This window comes from Nocardia sp. NPDC088792, assembly GCF_044750615.1.
Classification (GTDB): domain Bacteria; phylum Actinomycetota; class Actinomycetes; order Mycobacteriales; family Mycobacteriaceae; genus Nocardia.
On record NZ_JBIVKC010000009.1, the window covers coordinates 44,989 to 62,170 of the forward strand.

A 17,182-nucleotide genomic window follows, 5' to 3' on the forward strand; every position below is an offset into this window, starting at 1 on the left:
TTTTCAGAACGGCTTGGTCGGCAGGTATTTTCCGTCGAGGGTGATGACCGCGCGCTCGCCGCCCTCCGGATCGGCGACCTTCTCCACCTTCAGCTTGAAGTTGATGGCGCTGATGATGCCGTCACCGAACTGCTCGTGGACCAGGGCCTTCAGCGTGGTGCCGTACACCTGCAGCATCTCGTAGAAGCGGTAGATGGTCGGATCGGTCGGCACGCCACCGGGAATCGAGCCGCGGGTGGGGATCGTCTGCAGCAGCGCCGCGGCCGACTCGTCGAGGCCGAGCAGTTCGGCGACGGCAATGGCGGATTCGCGCGGCAGCGGGTGCTGGCCGAGGATGGCGGCGGTGGTGAAGGCGGGCGAGAGGCCGGACGCGTCCGCGAGCTGCTGCCAGGTGAGGTCCTTGGCCGTCTTGGCGGCGACCGCCTCGATGGCGAGCCGCTCGCGGGCCGTGGGATCGAACTGTGCGTGAACCATGGTGATCAGAGTCCTTTCGAGGTGAATTCGCCGGTGCCGGTGTCGATGTCCTCGACCGCGCCGGTGGCGATGTCGAAGACCCAGCCGTGCAGGGTGAGAGTGCGGGCGGCCAGTGCCTTGGCGACGGCGGGGTGGGTGGCCACGTTCGTCAGCTGTGCCGCCACGTTCCAGCGCACCAGATCGGCCACTTGCACGCCATTCGGGGCGGTGGATTCGGCTCGGGCCCGGGAGCTTTCGGCATTGCGGAGCCAGCCGGCGACGGCGGGCACCGCGGACAGGTCGTGGCCCTGCGCCAGTGCGGTCATGGCGCCGCACGCCGAATGCCCGCACACGACGATGTCGGTGACGCCGAGTTCGGCCACGGCGTATTCGATGCTGGCCGTGACGCCGTCCCCGGCGCCCGGCGCGTAGGCGGGCACCAGATTGCCGGCGGTGCGGATGACGAACAGTTCGCCCGGCTCGGCCGAGGTGATGAGTTCCGGCGGGACGCGGGAGTCGGAGCAGCCGATGAACAGGGCGGTCGGGTGCTGGGCGGTGGACAGCCAGGTGAACAGGTCCGCCTTGGCCGGGAAGACCTCGCGCTGGAAGTGCCGCACACCGTCGATGAGAGATTGCACGACCCGCTCCTTTCGGTGAGTGTCCGGCCCGTTCGAGCCGGTAACTACACCCTGCCGGAGCAGTCGCTATAGAGTCCAAGACTTGCTGTCCATGGTTACCATTGGTGCTGTCTATAGTCGAGCGTATGACCCCGGAACTGCGGCATCTGCGCTACCTGCTGGCGGTCGCCGAGCACGGCAACTTCACGCGCGCGGCCGCCGAACTGCATCTCTCGCAGCCGACCCTGTCGCAGCAGATCCGCCGGCTCGAACGACTGGTGGGCACTCCCCTGCTGGACCGCAGCGGGCGCGCGGTACGGCTCACCGACGCCGGGAGCGTGTACGCCCGGCATGCCCGGCGGGCGCTGCGGGAACTGGATCAAGCCGAACAGGCCGTGCACGATGTGGCGGACCTGACCCGCGGCCATCTGCGCCTGGCGGTCACGCCGACCTTCACCTCGTATCTGGTCGGCCCGCTGGTGGCCGAGCTGCGGGCCCGGCATCCGGGCATCACGCTGGAGCTGACCGAGACCAGCCAGGACGCACTGGAATCGAGACTGCTCGCCGATGAGCTGGATCTCGGAATCGCCTTCGTCCGAACCCATTTCGACGGTATCGCGGCGACACCCCTCGGCACCGAGACCTTGAGCCTCGTCCAGGCCGCCGACGGCACCGCCCGCCCCTCCCCGGTCTTCCCCGCGGATCTCGCCGAATACGAGCTCGCCCTGCTGAACTCGGACTTCGCCACGCGCGGCCATATCGACGACTACTTCCGCGCGCACGCGGTGATTCCCCGAATCGCCGTGGAGGCCAACAGTATCGAGGCGGTCATCGAGATCGTGCAGCACACCGCACTGGCGACGGTACTGCCGGACGCCGTGAGCGCCGATCGAGCGGGCCTGACCGCGATCGCACTGGATCCTCCACTCCCCGCCCGCACCGCCGCCCTGCTCCGCCGCGAGAACGCCTATGAAAGCGCGGCAGCCCGGGCCTTCACCAGGATCATCGAATCCTGGCCCGGCCCGGGCAATACCGAGTGACCTGCGCGGTGACTACTTGTCGGCAGTGAGGATGCCGCCGATGCCCCAGCTGTCGGTGGGGGTCTCCTGAATCCAGACCTGCACGGCCTCGGCCGGAATCTGGTAGGCGTCGACCATGGCGTCGGTCAGGCGACGAACCAGGTCGCGCTTCAGCTCGACGGTGCGGGGACCCTGCTGAACGGTAATGATGGGCATGACTGCTCTCCTCTACGGAAGGTGTGAATACCTTTGCCCGCCTCCGGTTTCCGTCTGCGACGGTCCGTTCGCGGCCTGAGAACAGTTCACCGCAACGCGGCGCGCCGACCAATGGCCGGATCTCGCACGCAGCGATAACGATGTCTTATCGCTGCGCGCCGGGGGCGATAAGGACGGCTTATCGCGCGAGCAGGGCGGCCAGCAGCGTGAGACCGGGTGATTTCGCGTCCGGGCGGACCGCGAGCCCGATGGGCAGCGTCATGCCGGGCTCGGCGAAGGGGCGGAACGCGACTCGCGTGTTGTGTACCGCGCGGGCATTCGAGGCGTACACGACCGTCCACATCGGCGTCCCGGATCCGATGGCCGCCATGGTGTCCTGCAAGGTGCTCGCGATGGGCGCGGGTGTCGGCTCGAAACCGGCACGCTGACATGCGTTCAGGACCAGATCCACCAGGGCCGGATGATTGCGGCGCTCGGTCAGCCGGACCGGCAGATCCGCCAGATCCGCGATGCGCAGGCTCTCCCGGGCCGCCAGCGGATGTCGCGCCGGCAGCGCCACCATCAGCGGATCCTCCCAGGCCGGAAGGAAATCCAGCTCCGGACTGTCACCGGGCGAGGGCGCGCGGATGAAGGCGGCATCGAGCGTGCCGTCCGCCACCTGCCGCAATCGCTCCTGCACGGGCAACGCGACCAGTTCCACCTGCGTCCCCGGCGCTCGATCGGAGAAACCGTCGAGCACCGTCTCCAGTCGTTCGCCCAGCCCGGTCACCGTCCCCAGCCGGAACACCTCGGCCCGGCTGCCCGCCAACTCCGCGACCACGGCTCGCGCCTGATCGGCCGCGGACAGTACCGCCCGCGCCTCCGGCAGAAACCGCAGTCCCGCCTCGGTCAGCCGCACCCGGCGCGGCGTCCGGTCGAGCAACTGCACCTTCAGTTCTCGTTCCAGCCGCTGTACTTGCTGGCTCACCGCAGGTTGCGCGATGTGCAGCCGTTCGGCGGCCCGCCCGAAATGCAATTCCTCCGCCACGGTCACGAAGTAGCGCAGCTGCCGCAGTTCCACGCGGGAAGCTTAGTCTCGCGAAACTTGTCAGGCTCGGGGCCGCCGGCGCTCCGCGAATTCGCCGGGCTCGGGCGGCGGGCCCGGGAGGTCGCCGGTGGCGGCCAGGCCCGTCGATGAGCAGGGCGAGGACGCGGCGGCGGAGTTGAGCCGCAGACTCTCGCCTATGCCCTCGCCGATTCACCGATCGGCCTGCTCGGCTGGAACGCACAGCTTTTCGGTGAGAGCCTGGACCCGGATTTCATCATCGGCAATGTGGCGGTGTACTGGCTGACCGGAACCGCGGGGTCGAGCATCCGTTTCTATTACGAGGACGCGCACGCCCCGCGGCAGCGGCCGGAGCCCACCACCGCGCCCACCGCATTGGCCATGTTCAAGGGTGATTTCCAGTCCATCCGGCGATTCGCCGAACGGGATCACAAGAACATCGTGCGCTGGAACTCCTACGACGTCGGCTCGGCGATCGGCGGACCCAATGACGCGGCGGGGCATTACGCCGCGCACGAGGCGCCGCGGGTATTGGTCGCCGATATTCGCGAATTCTTCGCTCAGGTACGGTAATTCACCGATTCACGCGTGCTCGTGGGTTTCACCCCACGACGGGAAGGGATCCGGGAGCCGCAGCCACGCGCGCGGCCCGGATTCCCATTCCTCGTCGGTGAGCAGGGCCGAGGTCAGCAGGTCCTGCACATGTGGGCGGTCCAGTTTCACGCCGATGAACACGATTTCCTGACCGGGCGGCATATCGAGGGCACTCCAGTAGGCGCCTGCTTCGAAGGTGAGGTTCGGCCCGGCCTGCGACCAGATGGCGGCCAGGTCCGGGCGGGTGGCCAGCCAGAAGAAGCCCTTGCTGCGCAAGAGCCGATGCAGTTGTGCCAGTGCGTTTTCCAGCCGTTCCGGATGGAAGGGGCGATCGGCCCGGAAGGTCAGGCTGCTGATGCCGTATTCCTCGGTTTCCGGGGTGTGGCCGCCCGCGAGTTCCTCGTCCCAGCCGTCGAATTGGGCGGCCAGGTCGGGGTTGCAGAGTCCGGTCCCCAGCACATCCGCGAGATCGACGATTCCGCGTTCGGCGCGAATGATGCGCGCGGCGGGATTCAGGCGGCGGATCGTGGCCTCCACCGTCCCGGCGGCATTCGCGCTCACCAGATCGGTCTTGTTGAGGATCAGCACATTCGCGAATTCCACCTGATCGATCAGCAGGTCGGCGATGGTGCGCGCATCTCCTTGTCCCGCTTGCATATTCCGCTCCGCGAGCGCCTGTCCCTTCACCACTTCGGTGAGGAAAGTGGAGGCGTCGACCACGGTCACCATGGTGTCGAGGCGCGCGATATCGCCGAGCTTGAACCCGTCCTCGAATTCCCATTCGAAGGTGGCGGCCACCGGCATGGGTTCGGAGATGCCGGTCGATTCGATCACCAGCTGATCGAAGCGGCCCGCGCGCGCGAGTTCCCCGACCGATTCGATGAGGTCCTCGCGCAGCGTGCAGCAGATGCAGCCATTGGTGAGTTCGACGAGTTTCTCCTCGGTGCGGTCCAGGTGGCCCTGGCCGGCGACGAGGGCGGCGTCGATGTTCACCTCGCTCATATCGTTCACGATCACGGCCACGCGGCGGCCGTCGCGGTTGGCGAGAATGTGATTGAGCAGGGTGGTCTTACCGGCCCCGAGGAAGCCGGAGAGCACGGTCACGGGCAGCTGGGGAGGCGTCTGGGCTGAAGTCACGGTCTAATGATAATGGTTTTCATTTACAGGGCCGGGTGGGGTGTCCACCGCCACACCCCGGGACATAGGGTCGAGACCGTGCAACTGCTTCCGCTCACCCCCAACGGTCAGACCCCGGTCCGCGCGCTCACCATCGCCGGGACCGACTCCGGCGGCGGCGCCGGCATCCAGGCCGACTCCCGCACCATGGCGCTGTGCGGCGTGCACGCGTGCGTGGCCGTGGCCGCCGTGACGGTGCAGAACACCTTGGGCGTCAGCGCTTTTCACGAGATCCCGCCGGAGATCGTGGCCGGCCAGGTGCGGACCGTGGTGTCCGACATCGGCATCGGCGCGGCCAAGACCGGCATGCTCGCCTCCACCGCCATCATCGAGGCGGTGGCCGGCGTCTGCCGCGAGGTCGGCATCGGCCGCGACGGCGGCATCCCGCTCGTGGTGGATCCCGTCGCCGCCTCCATGCACGGCGACCCGCTACTGCACGCCGAGGCCCTGGATGCGGTGCGGCACACCCTGATTCCGCTCGCCACCATCGTCACCCCCAACCTCGACGAGGTCCGGCTCATCACCGGCATCGACGTCGTCGACGACCGCACCGCCCGCAAGGCCGCCGAGGCGCTGCACGCGCTCGGACCGCGCTGGGCCATCGTCAAGGGCGGGCATCTGCGCACCTCGGAACAGAGCACCGACCTGCTGTTCGACGGCGAAACCTTCCACGAACTCACGGCGCAACGCATTGCCACCGGCAATGACCACGGCGGCGGCGACACCCTCGCCGCGGCCATCGCCAGCGCCCTCGCCCACGGCTATTCGGTGCCCGACGCGGTCGCCTTCGCCAAGGAGTGGACTTTCCGCTGCTTGGAGGCCTCCTACGACCTCGGCGCAGGACACGGACCGGTCTCGCCGCTCTGGCGTCTGCACCTGGGCATTTCCGGTCGGTAACGCCCTGGTCAAGACCTGAAGTCGATGCTCCCAGGAACCTCCCAGCTGCATGGCAGGCCGAGTTCAGTGTGATCGTCGAAGTTAGTGTTCATGACCGAGACAGTGACCGCCGTCCGGGCGGCGGAACAAGCAGAGGCAGTGACCGCGCCCGTCGTCGACGTGGTCATCCCTGTCTACAACGAAGAAGCCGACCTCGGACCGTGTGTGCGCCGTCTGCACGCCTTCCTGGCGCTCAGCTTCCCGTTCCCCGCCCGGATCACCATCGCTGACAACGCGTCCACCGACGCCACCATGGAGGTGGCCAACCAGCTGGTCGATCAGCTCGACGGCGTGCGGGTGGTGCACCTGGACCGCAAGGGCCGCGGCCGGGCGCTCCGCGAGGTGTGGCAGCACTCGGACGCGCAGATCGTCGCGTACATGGACGTCGACCTGTCCACCGACCTCAATGCGCTGCTGCCGCTGGTCGCCCCGCTCGTCTCCGGTCACTCCGACCTCGCCATCGGCACCCGCCTGGCCGCCTCCTCGCGAGTCGTGCGGGGACCCAAGCGCGAGTTCATCTCCCGCAGCTACAACCTGATCCTGCGCACCTCGCTGCAGGCCAAGTTCTCCGACGCCCAGTGCGGCTTCAAGGCCATGCGCACCGACGTCGCCAAGGTCGTGCTCCCGCTGGTCGAGGACGGCGAATGGTTCTTCGACACCGAACTGCTGGTGATCGCGGAACGCATCGGACTGCGCATCCACGAGGTGCCGGTCGACTGGATCGATGATCCCGACAGCAGCGTCGACATCGTCGACACCGCCCGCAAGGATCTGCTCGGCGTCTGGCGGGTCGGCCGGGCCATGACCACCGGCAAGCTGCCGATCAACGAGCTGCGCGCGGCCATCGGACGGGAGCCGCTCATGGAGGGCGTACCGCTGGGCATGGTCGGGCAGCTGGTCCGGTTCGGCATCGTCGGCGTGCTGTCCACCCTGGCCTACGCACTGCTCTACGTGCTGCTGCAGCCGGTCATGGGCGCCCAGGTCGCCAACTTCGTGGCGCTGCTGGTCACCGCGATCGGTAATACCGCCGCGAACCGCACCTTCACCTTCGGGGTGCGCGGCTCGTCCAATGTGGTCTCGCATCAGCTGCAGGGCCTGCTCATCTTCGGCTTCGGCCTCTTCGTCACCAGCGGTTCGCTGTTCACGCTGCACCACTGGTTCCCGAACTCGGCCGTGCACCTGGAACTGCTGGTGCTGGTGATCGCCAACCTGATCGCCACGCTGGCCCGATTCGTCGGACTGCGCTGGGTGTTCCGCAAGGCCGGCGCCGCCAACAAGACCGCACAGCAGGAAGCTGCCCGGTAAACACCTTCGGCCACAACCCCGGTCGAGCTTCTCCCTGAATACACGTAGGAGCGCGCCGAGTCAGGTACGGCGACCCGCCGAGCCCGACCCGGCGCGCTCTGCTGTGTCCCCCCACAAGGTTTGTGCCCAAAAGAAACGAAACAGGAGGTAGACGATGACAGCGACACTGGCTGAAGCTCGGCCTGTTTCGCCACCCGACGAGCCGCCCGCCACCCGCGAGCGCCGCTGGGAATACCCCGCCCTGGCCCTGCTGCTGGCCGGCACCGCGATCGCGTACATCTGGAACCTGTCCATCAACGGCTGGGCGAATTCCTTCTACGCGGCCGCCGTGCAGGCCGGTTCGGTGTCCTGGAAGGCGATGTTCTTCGGCTCCTCGGACGCGGCGAACTCGATCACCGTCGACAAGACGCCACTCTCGCTGTGGCCCATGGAAATCTCGGTCCGCATCTTCGGACTGCACAGCTGGAGCATGCTGCTGCCACAGGCGCTGCTCGGCGTGGGCGCCGTCGCCCTGCTCTGGGCGGCCGTGCGCAAACAGTTCGGGCCCGGCGCCGGACTGCTGGCCGGACTGGTGCTGGCCCTGACTCCCATTGCGGCCGTGATGTTCCGGTTCAACAACCCGGACGCCATGCTGGTGTTCCTCATGGTCGCCGCCGCCTGGGCCATCACGAAGTCGCTCACCGATCTGCGCTGGCGCTGGATCCTGTTGAGCGGCCTGTTCGTCGGCCTCGGCTTCCTGACCAAACAGCTCCAGGTGTTCCTGGTGATGCCCGCACTCGCACTCACCTACCTGATCGCGGGCCCGCCGAAATTGGGCCGGCGCATCGGGCGGATGATCGGCGCCGGACTGGCCGCGGTGGCGGGCGCCGGGTGGTGGCTGCTCGTCGCCGAATTCTGGCCCGCCGGTGATCGCCCGTATTTCGGTGGCTCCCAGGATAATTCGATCCTCGGATTGACCTTCGGCTACAACGGTATGGGCCGCCTCAACGGCGACGAGACCGGCAGCACCGGCGGCGGCCGCGGCTGGGGCCAGACCGGCATCCTGCGACTGTTCCAGCCCGAGCAGGCCGGTCAGATCGCCTGGCTCATCCCGGCGGCACTGATCCTGCTGGTGGCCGGGCTCGCACTGCGCGGGCGACTGCCGCGCACCGACCTTCAGCGCGCGGGACTCGTACTGTGGGGCACCTGGCTGCTCGGCACCGGACTCACCTTCAGCTTCATGAAGGGCATCTTCCACCCGTACTACACGGTGGCGCTGGCCCCGGCCGTGGCCGCGCTCGTCGGCGGCGGATCGGTCATGCTGTGGCAGCATCGCGACCGGGTGTGGGTGCGGCTCGTATCCGCGCTCACCATCGGAGCGACCACCGCGACCGCGTGGATCCTGTTGTCCCGCACCGCATCATTCGTACCGTGGCTGCGCTGGGTGATCCTGGCCGGCGGCATCGTCGCCACCCTGGCACTGCTGATCCGCTTGCCGCGCAAGGCCGGACTGGTTGTCGCTGCGCTCGCGGTGATCATCGGACTCGGCGGGCCGACGGCGTACGCCGTGGACGGCCTGGTCACCGCCCACCAGGGCGCCATGCCCTCCGCCGGGCCGATGGTGCGCGGCGGCTGGCCGGGCGGACCGGGCGGTATGCCGGGACGGCATAACGGTGCGGGCGGACACAATGGCCGGACCAGTGGCGCGAACCCCGGCGGCGCAGGCAATCCCGGTAACGCGGGCAATCCCGATGCCGGCGGCAAGGGCGGATTCGGCGGCGGCGCCGGTGGATTCGGTGGCGGCGCGGCGGGTGGCGTGATGAGCGCGAGTAACCCGAGCGCGGCGGTCACCGCACTGCTGAAGGCCGACGGCACCGAATACAACTGGGTGGCGGCCACCGTGAGCTCCAATTCCGCGGCCGGCTTCCAACTCGCGACCCAGCTGCCGGTCATGCCGGTCGGTGGGTTCAACGGCACCGATCCCTCGCCGACCCTGGCGCAGTTCCAGGAAGACGTGCAGGAGGGCCGGATCCACTACTTCATCACCGGTGAACAGGGCGGTGGCGGCGGCTTCGGCGGCGGCCGGGAGAATACGACCACCCAGGCCACCCTCATCACCCAGTGGGTCAAGGACCATTTCACGGCCACCACGGTGGACGGGGTCACGCTCTACGACCTGACCTCGCCGAATCCCTGACAGCGAGATCAACTAAGCAACAAGCGAATACAACAGGGGCCCGCTTCCGTCCGGAAGCGGGCCCCTTCGCCGTATACACAGCCCTAACCTGAATTGTGACGTCCTATCCACATCCCATTCACGAAGACCACCGGGAAGCGTTCTGGCGCAGGGTCGGCTGGTCACCGGAACTGCCCGAGCACGAACGCGCCGTCATCGAGGAGCGCTGGGACGACGAATCCATAGAAATGGCCGAGGTTTTCGGCTGGTGATCAGCGCCGCGCGGCCAAGGCGGTATGCAAGGTCGAGGCCCACTGCTGCACGATCTCCTTGCGGCGCAACGAATCGTCGGTGAGGACGTCGGCGAGGCCGAGGCCGCGGGCCAGGTCGAGGGTGGCCTGCACCAGGTGGTGGGTGACCGGGTCGGCGTCGTCGACGCCGAGGGCTTCCACCGCCATGCGGTGTGAGATGCGGCCGAAGCGCGCCTCCATGGGGACGATTCGTTCCCGGAGGACCGGGTCGGCGGCGGCGTGCGTCCACACCTGCAGGGCGGCCTTGAACAGCTGGGTGGTGTAGGACTCCACGAGCCCCGCCACCACCGCCTCCGTTCGCGCGACCCCCGCCGCGACCGCGGCCATGCTCAGCGCATCCGCCTTGGCCTGGGCCATGCGGGTGTCGAACATGTAGTCCAGGGCGGCGGTGATCAGGTCTTCCCGGGTCGGGAAGTGATGTTGCGCCGCACCCCGCGACACCCCGGCGCGTTCGGCGACCACGGCCACCGTGGCGGCGGCCCAGCCCATCTCGGCCAGGCAGTCGATGGTCGCCTCCAGCAGCCGCTGCCGGGTGGCCCGGCTGCGGTCCTGCTTGGGTTCGTGGGGTGTCGCCATGGTGTCCTATTCTGCCCAGCTGGGCGGGCGGCGCTGCAGGAAGGCCGTCATGCCCTCGATCACCTGCGGCGTCCCGAAGAAGCTCGCCGATCGTTTTGCCAGTTCCTCGGCCGAGCGGTCGAGGGTGGCGAGCAGTTCGGCATTGACCAGCCGCTTGCTCTCGGCCAGCCCCTGCGGGGCGCCTTTGCGCAGCTCCGCGCACAACCGCGCGGTCTCGGCCGCCGGATCGTCGGCGGCCACCGTGATGAGCCCGATGCGTTCGGCCTCGGCGGCGTCGAAGGTCTCACCGGTCGAGAAGTAGCGCGCCGCCGCCCGCGCGGACATGCGCGGCAGCAAGGTCACCGAGATAATGAACGGGGCCAATCCGATCCGTACCTCGGTAAGTCCGAAACTGCTGCTCCGCCCGGCGACCGCGATATCGCAGGCAGCGAGGATACCCATACCGCCCGCCCGCACATTGCCGTCCACCTGTGCGATCACGGGTTTCGGCATTTCCAGCACGCTGCGCAGTACCGAGAGCATCCAGCCGGTGCGGATATCCGCGGCGGCCGCCGGGTCGGCGTCCACCGCTTCCTTGAGGTCCGCGCCCGCACAGAAGGTATTGCCGGTGTGGGTGAGCACCACGCCGCGCACCGCGTCATCGGCCGCGGCCCGCTCCAGACCTGCGAGCAGTTCGGTGATCAGCCGCGAGGACAGCGCGTTCCTGTTGTGCGGGGAATCCAGTGTGAGCGTGGCGAATCCGCCCGCCACCGCATAGCGGACGAACGGCCCCTCGTGCGCTTCGGCCATCAGTAGGACCTCGGCAGCCCCAGCGAATGCTGCGCCACGAAGTTGAGCACCATCTCCCGGGACACCGGTGCCACGCGGCCGATGCGGGCGGCGGCCAGCATGCCCGCCAGGCCCACATCCGCGGTGAGACCGGAACCGCCGTGCGTCTGGATGGCCTGATCCAGGGCCTTGATACTGGCTTCCGCCGCAGCGTATTTCGCCATATTGGCGGACTCGGCGGCGCCGAAGTCGTCACCCGAGTCGTAGAGGAACGCGGCCTTCTGCATCATCACCTTGGCCAGTTCCAGTTCGATCTTGACCTGCGCGAGCGGATGCGAGATGCCCTGGTGCGAACCGATCGGCGCGCCCTTCCACACCGTGCGCTCCTTGGCGTAGGCGACCGCGCGGTCGATGGCGTAGCGGCCCATGCCGATCGCCATGGACGCGCCCATGATGCGTTCCGGGTTCAGGCCGGCGAACAGCTGCGCGATGGCGGCATCCTCCTGGCCGACCAGCGCCGTGGACGGCAGCCGCACATCGTCGAGGAACAGCGTGAACTGGTTGTCCGGTTCGATGATGTCCATCTCCTGCTTCGTCTTCACGAAGCCGGGGGCGTCGGTCGGCACGATGAACAGGGCGGGCTGCAGATTGCCGGTCTTGGCGTTCTCGGTGCGGCCCACGATGAGCACCGCCTCGGCCTGGTCCACGCCGGAGATAAAGATCTTGCGGCCGTTGAGGATCCAGTCGTCGCCGTCGCGGCGGGCGGTGGTGGTGATCTTGTGCGAGTTGGAGCCGGCATCCGGTTCGGTGATGCCGAAGACCATCTTCGCGGAGCCGTCGGCCAGCTTGGTCAGCCACTCCCGCTTCTGCGCCTCGGTGCCGTACTTGGTGATGATGGTGCCGCAGATGGCCGGGGACACCACCATGAGCAGCAGGCCGCAGCCCTGCGCCGCCAGCTCCTCCATCACGATGGCCAGCTCGTAGATGCCCGCGCCGCCACCGCCGTACTCCTCGGGCAGGTTCACGCCCAGGAAGCCGAGTTTGCCCGCCTCGTCCCACAATTCGTCGAATGGCTCATTGCGGCGCGCCTTCGGCCCGGCGTAGTCGCGGAAGTTGTACTTGGCGGCCAGCTTGGCGACCGCGGCCCGCAGCGCCTTCTGTTCGTCGGTTTCGATGAAGCTCACTGGGTTACTCCTGACCTTCTGCGCTCTCGGAGGGACTGTCGTCGGGATGGACCACGGCGAGGACGGCGCCCACATCGACCTGCTGTCCCGCGGTGACATTGAGTTCGGTGAGCACACCGGTCGCCGGCGCGGCAATGGTGTGCTCCATCTTCATGGCCTCCAGCCACAGGATCGGCTGCCCCTTCTCCAGGCGGTCGCCCACCTGCGCGCCGAGCCGGATGACCGCACCCGGCATGGGCGCCAGCAGCGAACCCTCGGCCACCTGATCGGCCGGATCCTCGAAGCGCGGCAGGCGCTTCAGCGCGACCGGGCCCAGCGGGGAATCGACCGCCACCAGATCGCCGTAGCGGGCGATCTCGAAGGTGCGGCGCACCGTGCCGCGCTCGCCCGGCACCAGCAGCACCACGGAATCCGGGGTGGCATCGACCAGTACGAGACCTTCGAAGCCCTCGACGTCCAGACCCGCACGCGTAATGCGGTAGTGCACTTCGTGTTTGCCGGTGACGCGGCTCTCGTACGACTTGGACTGCGGCTGCGACGGCAGATTCCGCCAGCCACTCGGCAGACCCGCGCCGATGCGCGCGGTGGCGCGATTGGCCGCCGCATCCGACAGCGCGGCCGCGACGATGGACAGCTGCTCGTCCCGCTCGGAAACCAAAGGCGCGGAAAGCTTGTCGAGGCCGTGCGTGGCGAAGAACGCGGTATCGGTGTCACCGGCCAGGAAGGCCGGATGCCGCAGCACCCGGACCAGCAGGTCACGGTTGGTCACCAGGCCGTGAATCTTGGCCCGCTGCAAGGCCGAGGCCAGCAGATGCGCGGCCTCGTCCCGGGTCTCGGCATAGGAGATGACCTTCGACAGCATGGGGTCGTAGTGCACGCCCACCACGGAACCGTCCACCACGCCGGTGTCCAGGCGCACGCCCGGCTCGGTCAGCACGGTGAATTCGCCTCGGGTGCCGGGGATGTCGAGCTTGTGGACCGGGCCGGACTGCGGCTGCCAGTCGTGCGCGGGATCCTCGGCGTAGAGGCGCACCTCGATGGAATGGCCGTGCAGGCCCGGCTGGTGCGCGGGCAGCGGGCGGCCGGACGCCACCTGCAACTGCAACCGCACCAGATCCAGGCCGGTGACCTGCTCGGTGACCGGATGCTCCACCTGCAAGCGGGTATTCATCTCCAGGAAGAAGAAGTCACCCTTCTCGTCCGCGAGGAATTCGACGGTGCCCGCGCCCTCGTAGCCGATGGCCTCCGAGGCCAGCCGGGCCGCCTCGAAGAGCCGCGCCCGCATGCCGTCGATCTTCTCGACCAGCGGGGACGGGGCCTCTTCGACGACCTTCTGGTGGCGGCGCTGAATCGAGCATTCGCGCTCGCCGACCGCCCACACCGTGCCGTGCGTGTCGGCCATGACCTGCACCTCGATGTGGCGGCCGGTCTCCAGGTAGCGCTCGCAGAACACGGTCGGATCGCCGAAGGCCGATTCCGCCTCGCGCTGCGCGGCTTCGATCTGGCCGGTCAGCTCGGACAGGTCGCGCACCACGCGCATACCGCGGCCGCCACCGCCCGCCGACGCCTTGATCAGCACCGGGAGCATGTCCTGGGTAACCTCCGCCGGGTCCAGCTGCTTGAGCACCGGGACGCCGGCGGCGTCCATCATCTTCTTGGACTCGACCTTGGAGCCCATCTGCTCGATGGCGGCGACCGGCGGGCCGATCCAGATCAGGCCCGCTTCCAGGACAGCCTTCGCGAATTCCGCGCTCTCGGAAAGGAATCCGTAACCCGGGTGGATCGCGTCGGCACCGGCGGCCAGGGCGGCCGCGATGATCAGCTCACTGCGCAGGTAGGTCTCGCCCGGGGTGTTGCCGGGCAAGCGGATAGCCGCATCCGCCTCAGCCACATGCGGTGCCGCGGCATCCGCATCGGAATACACAGCGGTCGTGGCGATTCCCATGCGCCGGCACGTAGCGAAAACGCGTCGCGCGATCTCGCCGCGATTGGCGACCAGGACGTTCGTGAGCCCACCCGTCGCCCGGCCGCCGCCCCTCACGGAATCACTTCGTGATGCTGTCATAACTCGACCTCACATCCGGAAGACGCCGAAGCCCTCGGCGCCCTTGATCGGGGAATTGTGGATGGCGGACAAGGCCATTCCCAATACCGTGCGGGTGTCGCGGGGATCGATGACGCCGTCGTCGTACAGGCGGCCCGACATGAACATGGGCAGCGATTCGGCCTCGATCTGCGCCTCGATCATGGCGCGCATCCCGGCATCGGCCTCCTCGTCGAACGGCTGGCCCTTCGCCTCGGCGGCGGCCCGGCCCACGATCGAGATGACGCCCGCGAGCTGCGCACCACCCATGACGGCGGATTTCGCACTGGGCCAAGCGAAGACGAACCGCGGATCGTAGGCGCGACCGCACATGCCGTAGTGGCCCGCGCCGTAGGACGCGCCCATGAGCACCGAAATGTGCGGCACCTTCGAATTGGAGACGGCATTGATCATCATCGCGCCGTGCTTGATGATGCCCTTCTGCTCGTACTCCTTACCGACCATGTAGCCGGTGGTGTTGTGCAGGAACAACAATGGCGTATCCGACTGGTTGGCCAGCTGGATGAACTGCGCCGCCTTCTGCGCCTCCTCCGAGAACAGCACGCCGCGCGCATTCGCGAGAATGCCGATCGGATAGCCGTGCAGCTCCGCCCAGCCCGTGACGAGGCTGGAACCGTAGAGCGGCTTGAACTCGTCGAAGTCGGAGCCGTCCACCACGCGCGCGATGACCTCGCGCGGATCGAACGGGATCTTCAGGTCGGTCGGCACGATGCCGAGCAGCTCGTCCTGGTCGTACAGCGGCGCGATCACCTCGGCCACCGGACGCGCGGCCGGGCCCTGCTTCTTCCAGTTCAGGCGCTTGACGATGGAACGGACGAGGCGGATCGCATCCGGCTCGTCCACGGCCAGGTAGTCGGCCAGACCCGAGACGCGAGCGTGCATTTCGGCGCCGCCCAGCGATTCGTCATCGGACTCCTCACCGGTGGCCATCTTCACCAGCGGCGGGCCGCCCAGGAACACCTTGGAGCGTTCCTTGATCATGACCGTGTAATCCGACATGCCCGGGATGTACGCGCCACCCGCCGTCGAATTGCCGAAAACCAGTGCGATGGTGGGGATTCCGGCGGCCGACAACCGGGTCAGGTCCCGGAACATGCGGCCGCCCGGCACGAAGACTTCCTTCTGCGTCGGCAGATCCGCGCCGCCCGACTCCACCAGGCCGATGACCGGCAGCCGGTTCTCCAGCGCGATATCGTTCATGCGCAGGTTCTTGCGCAACGTCCACGGATTCGAGGTGCCGCCGCGCACGGTCGGATCCGGCGCCACGATCATGCATTCGACGCCCTCGACAATGCCGATACCGGCGATCACGCTCGCGCCCACATGGAAGTCGCTGCCCCAGGCCGCGAGGGGGGCCAGCTCCAGGAACGGCGAATCCTCGTCGATGAGCAGCTCGATGCGCTCGCGCGCGGTCAGCTTGCCGCGCTTGCGATGCCGCGCCATCTTGTCCGGGCCGCCGCCCGCGATGTTCTTGGCGTACTCCGCCTCCACCTCGGCCAGCTTCGCGGTCATGGCGTCCGCATTGGCCTGATAGTCCGCCGACTTCGGATCCACGGAACTGCGCAATGTGCTCAAGACTGGAACCCCAATCGCTTGGCCGCGAGGCTGGTCAGGATCTCGTTGGTGCCGCCGCCGATACCCAGGATGCGGACATCCCGGTAGTGCCGCTCCACCTCGGACTCACGCATGTAACCGAGGCCGCCGAACAGCTGCACCGCCTGGTGCGCAGCCCATTCCGCGGTCTCCACCGCGGTGTTCTTGGCGAAGCACACCTCGGCGATCAGATCGGTATCGCCCTGCGCCGCCCGCTCCACCACATGATGGGTGTACACGCGCGCCACATCGATGCGCCGCGCCATCTCCGACAGCGTGTTCTGCACGGCCTGCCGGCTGATCAACGGGCGGCCGAAGGTCTCCCGATCCCGGCACCACCGCAGGGTCAGGTCCAGGCAGCGCTGGGCGTGCCCGTACGCCTGCGCGGCCAGGCCCACGCGCTCGCTCACGAAAGCCTGTGCGATCTGCGCGAATCCGGAGTTCTCCGGACCGACCAGATTCGACACCGGCACCCGCACATCCACATACGACAGCTCGGCGGTATCGGAGGCCAGCCAGCCCATCTTCTCCAGCTTGCGGCTGACCGTGAAACCGGGCGTGCCCTTCTCCACCACCAGCAGCGACACACCCGCCGCGCCCGGACCACCGGTGCGCACGGCCGTCACCACGAAATCGGCGCGCACACCGGAGGTGATGAAGGTCTTCGAACCGTTCACCACGTACTCGTCGCCGTCCCGCACCGCGGTGGTGCGCAGATGCCCGACATCCGATCCGCCACCCGGCTCGGTGATGGCGAGGGAACCGATCTTCTCGCCCGCCAGGGTCGGCTTCACCCAGCGGTCGATGTGGTCCTGATTACCCGAGGCGATAATGTGCGGCACCGCGATACCGCAGGTGAACAGGGAGGCGAACAACCCACCCGAGCAGCCCGCGTAATGCATCTCCTCGCACACGATGGCGGCATCCAGACCGTCACCGCCGGAGCCGCCCACGGCCTCCGGGAACTGGATGCCCAGCAGTCCCAGCGCCCCGGCCTTCTTGTGCAGGTCGCGCGGGATCTCGCCCTGGCGTTCCCAATCGTCCAGGTTCGGAAGCACCTCGCGTTCGGCGAAACCGCGCACGGTCGCGCGCAATTCCCGCCGTTCCGGTGTCTCCCAAGGGTTCACATA

17 protein-coding genes are annotated in these 17,182 nt (G+C 68.0%); 6 read left to right on the forward strand and 11 right to left on the reverse strand.

Annotation, left to right across the window (positions count from 1 at the left end):
- Positions 1-3: 3 nt before the first annotated feature.
- Together cynS and ACIP5Y_RS45110 are read right to left on the reverse strand one after the other, a co-directional pair.
- The gene (gene cynS / locus ACIP5Y_RS45105; RefSeq protein WP_400359887.1) at positions 4-474 is read right to left on the reverse strand and encodes a cyanase; all 471 of its coding nucleotides are present in this window, start codon (positions 472-474) and stop codon (positions 4-6) included.
- A gap of 5 nt (positions 475-479) precedes the next feature.
- Positions 480-1,091, reverse strand: a complete 612-nt coding sequence (locus tag ACIP5Y_RS45110) for a carbonic anhydrase (protein ID WP_400359889.1) — start codon at positions 1,089-1,091, stop codon at positions 480-482.
- Between the two features lie 125 nt (positions 1,092-1,216).
- Here ACIP5Y_RS45110 and cynR point away from each other — a divergent pair, with 125 nt between their 5' ends.
- Positions 1,217-2,110 carry a transcriptional regulator CynR gene (gene cynR, locus ACIP5Y_RS45115; RefSeq protein ID WP_400359891.1) on the forward strand — a complete coding sequence of 298 codons (894 nt, stop codon included), beginning with the start codon at positions 1,217-1,219 and terminating at the stop codon, positions 2,108-2,110.
- A 12-nt stretch (positions 2,111-2,122) separates the two neighbouring features.
- On the opposite strand, the gene dmpI is transcribed toward cynR, so the two are convergent.
- Together dmpI and ACIP5Y_RS45125 are read right to left on the reverse strand one after the other, a co-directional pair.
- The gene (gene dmpI, locus ACIP5Y_RS45120) at positions 2,123-2,305 is read right to left on the reverse strand and encodes a 4-oxalocrotonate tautomerase DmpI (RefSeq protein ID WP_397007250.1); all 183 of its coding nucleotides are present in this window, start codon (positions 2,303-2,305) and stop codon (positions 2,123-2,125) included.
- 178 nt (positions 2,306-2,483) lie between these two features.
- Complete coding sequence (locus ACIP5Y_RS45125) at positions 2,484-3,365, reverse strand: LysR substrate-binding domain-containing protein (protein ID WP_400359893.1); 882 nt, start codon at positions 3,363-3,365, stop codon at positions 2,484-2,486.
- Positions 3,366-3,617: 252 nt separating this feature from the next.
- On the opposite strand from ACIP5Y_RS45125, the gene ACIP5Y_RS45130 reads away from it, so the two are divergent.
- Complete coding sequence (locus ACIP5Y_RS45130) at positions 3,618-3,923, forward strand: hypothetical protein (RefSeq protein ID WP_400359895.1); 306 nt, start codon at positions 3,618-3,620, stop codon at positions 3,921-3,923.
- Positions 3,924-3,932: 9 nt separating this feature from the next.
- Here the strand turns inward: ACIP5Y_RS45130 and ACIP5Y_RS45135 are convergent, their stop codons facing one another.
- Positions 3,933-5,081 (reverse strand): GTP-binding protein, encoded by a 1,149-nt coding sequence (locus tag ACIP5Y_RS45135; protein ID WP_400359897.1) that lies wholly within the window; start codon positions 5,079-5,081, stop codon positions 3,933-3,935.
- Positions 5,082-5,159: 78 nt separating this feature from the next.
- On the opposite strand from ACIP5Y_RS45135, the gene thiD reads away from it, so the two are divergent.
- The 4 genes from thiD (at position 5,160) to ACIP5Y_RS45155 (ending at position 9,788) form a co-directional block, all read left to right on the forward strand.
- Positions 5,160-6,017 (forward strand): bifunctional hydroxymethylpyrimidine kinase/phosphomethylpyrimidine kinase, encoded by an 858-nt coding sequence (gene thiD / locus ACIP5Y_RS45140; protein WP_400359899.1) that lies wholly within the window; start codon positions 5,160-5,162, stop codon positions 6,015-6,017.
- Between the two features lie 90 nt (positions 6,018-6,107).
- Positions 6,108-7,361, forward strand: a complete 1,254-nt coding sequence (locus ACIP5Y_RS45145; protein WP_400359901.1) for a glycosyltransferase — start codon at positions 6,108-6,110, stop codon at positions 7,359-7,361.
- 154 nt (positions 7,362-7,515) lie between these two features.
- Positions 7,516-9,537, forward strand: a complete 2,022-nt coding sequence (locus tag ACIP5Y_RS45150) for an ArnT family glycosyltransferase (protein WP_400359903.1) — start codon at positions 7,516-7,518, stop codon at positions 9,535-9,537.
- Positions 9,538-9,632: 95 nt separating this feature from the next.
- Positions 9,633-9,788, forward strand: coding sequence for a hypothetical protein (locus ACIP5Y_RS45155; protein WP_397007266.1), 156 nt, complete (start codon positions 9,633-9,635; stop codon positions 9,786-9,788).
- Here ACIP5Y_RS45155 and ACIP5Y_RS45160 read toward each other — a convergent pair whose 3' ends face one another.
- Genes ACIP5Y_RS45160 through ACIP5Y_RS45185 form a run of 6 tightly spaced genes read right to left on the reverse strand, consistent with a single transcriptional unit; the run spans position 9,789 to position 17,179 of the window.
- The gene (locus tag ACIP5Y_RS45160) at positions 9,789-10,403 is read right to left on the reverse strand and encodes a TetR/AcrR family transcriptional regulator (protein ID WP_400359906.1); all 615 of its coding nucleotides are present in this window, start codon (positions 10,401-10,403) and stop codon (positions 9,789-9,791) included.
- A 6-nt stretch (positions 10,404-10,409) separates the two neighbouring features.
- Entirely contained in the window at positions 10,410-11,192 is a 783-nt protein-coding gene (locus ACIP5Y_RS45165) for an enoyl-CoA hydratase family protein (protein WP_400359908.1), read from the reverse strand.
- Complete coding sequence (locus tag ACIP5Y_RS45170) at positions 11,192-12,355, reverse strand: acyl-CoA dehydrogenase family protein (RefSeq protein ID WP_400359910.1); 1,164 nt, start codon at positions 12,353-12,355, stop codon at positions 11,192-11,194. The genes ACIP5Y_RS45165 and ACIP5Y_RS45170 overlap by 1 nt, the downstream gene beginning before the upstream one ends.
- Before the next feature lie 4 nt (positions 12,356-12,359).
- Positions 12,360-14,420 carry an acetyl/propionyl/methylcrotonyl-CoA carboxylase subunit alpha gene (locus ACIP5Y_RS45175; RefSeq protein ID WP_400359911.1) on the reverse strand — a complete coding sequence of 687 codons (2,061 nt, stop codon included), beginning with the start codon at positions 14,418-14,420 and terminating at the stop codon, positions 12,360-12,362.
- 9 nt (positions 14,421-14,429) lie between these two features.
- The gene (locus tag ACIP5Y_RS45180) at positions 14,430-16,034 is read right to left on the reverse strand and encodes an acyl-CoA carboxylase subunit beta (protein ID WP_400359913.1); all 1,605 of its coding nucleotides are present in this window, start codon (positions 16,032-16,034) and stop codon (positions 14,430-14,432) included.
- The gene (locus tag ACIP5Y_RS45185; protein WP_400360278.1) at positions 16,031-17,179 is read right to left on the reverse strand and encodes an acyl-CoA dehydrogenase family protein; all 1,149 of its coding nucleotides are present in this window, start codon (positions 17,177-17,179) and stop codon (positions 16,031-16,033) included. The genes ACIP5Y_RS45180 and ACIP5Y_RS45185 overlap by 4 nt, the downstream gene beginning before the upstream one ends.
- Positions 17,180-17,182: the final 3 nt, after the last annotated feature.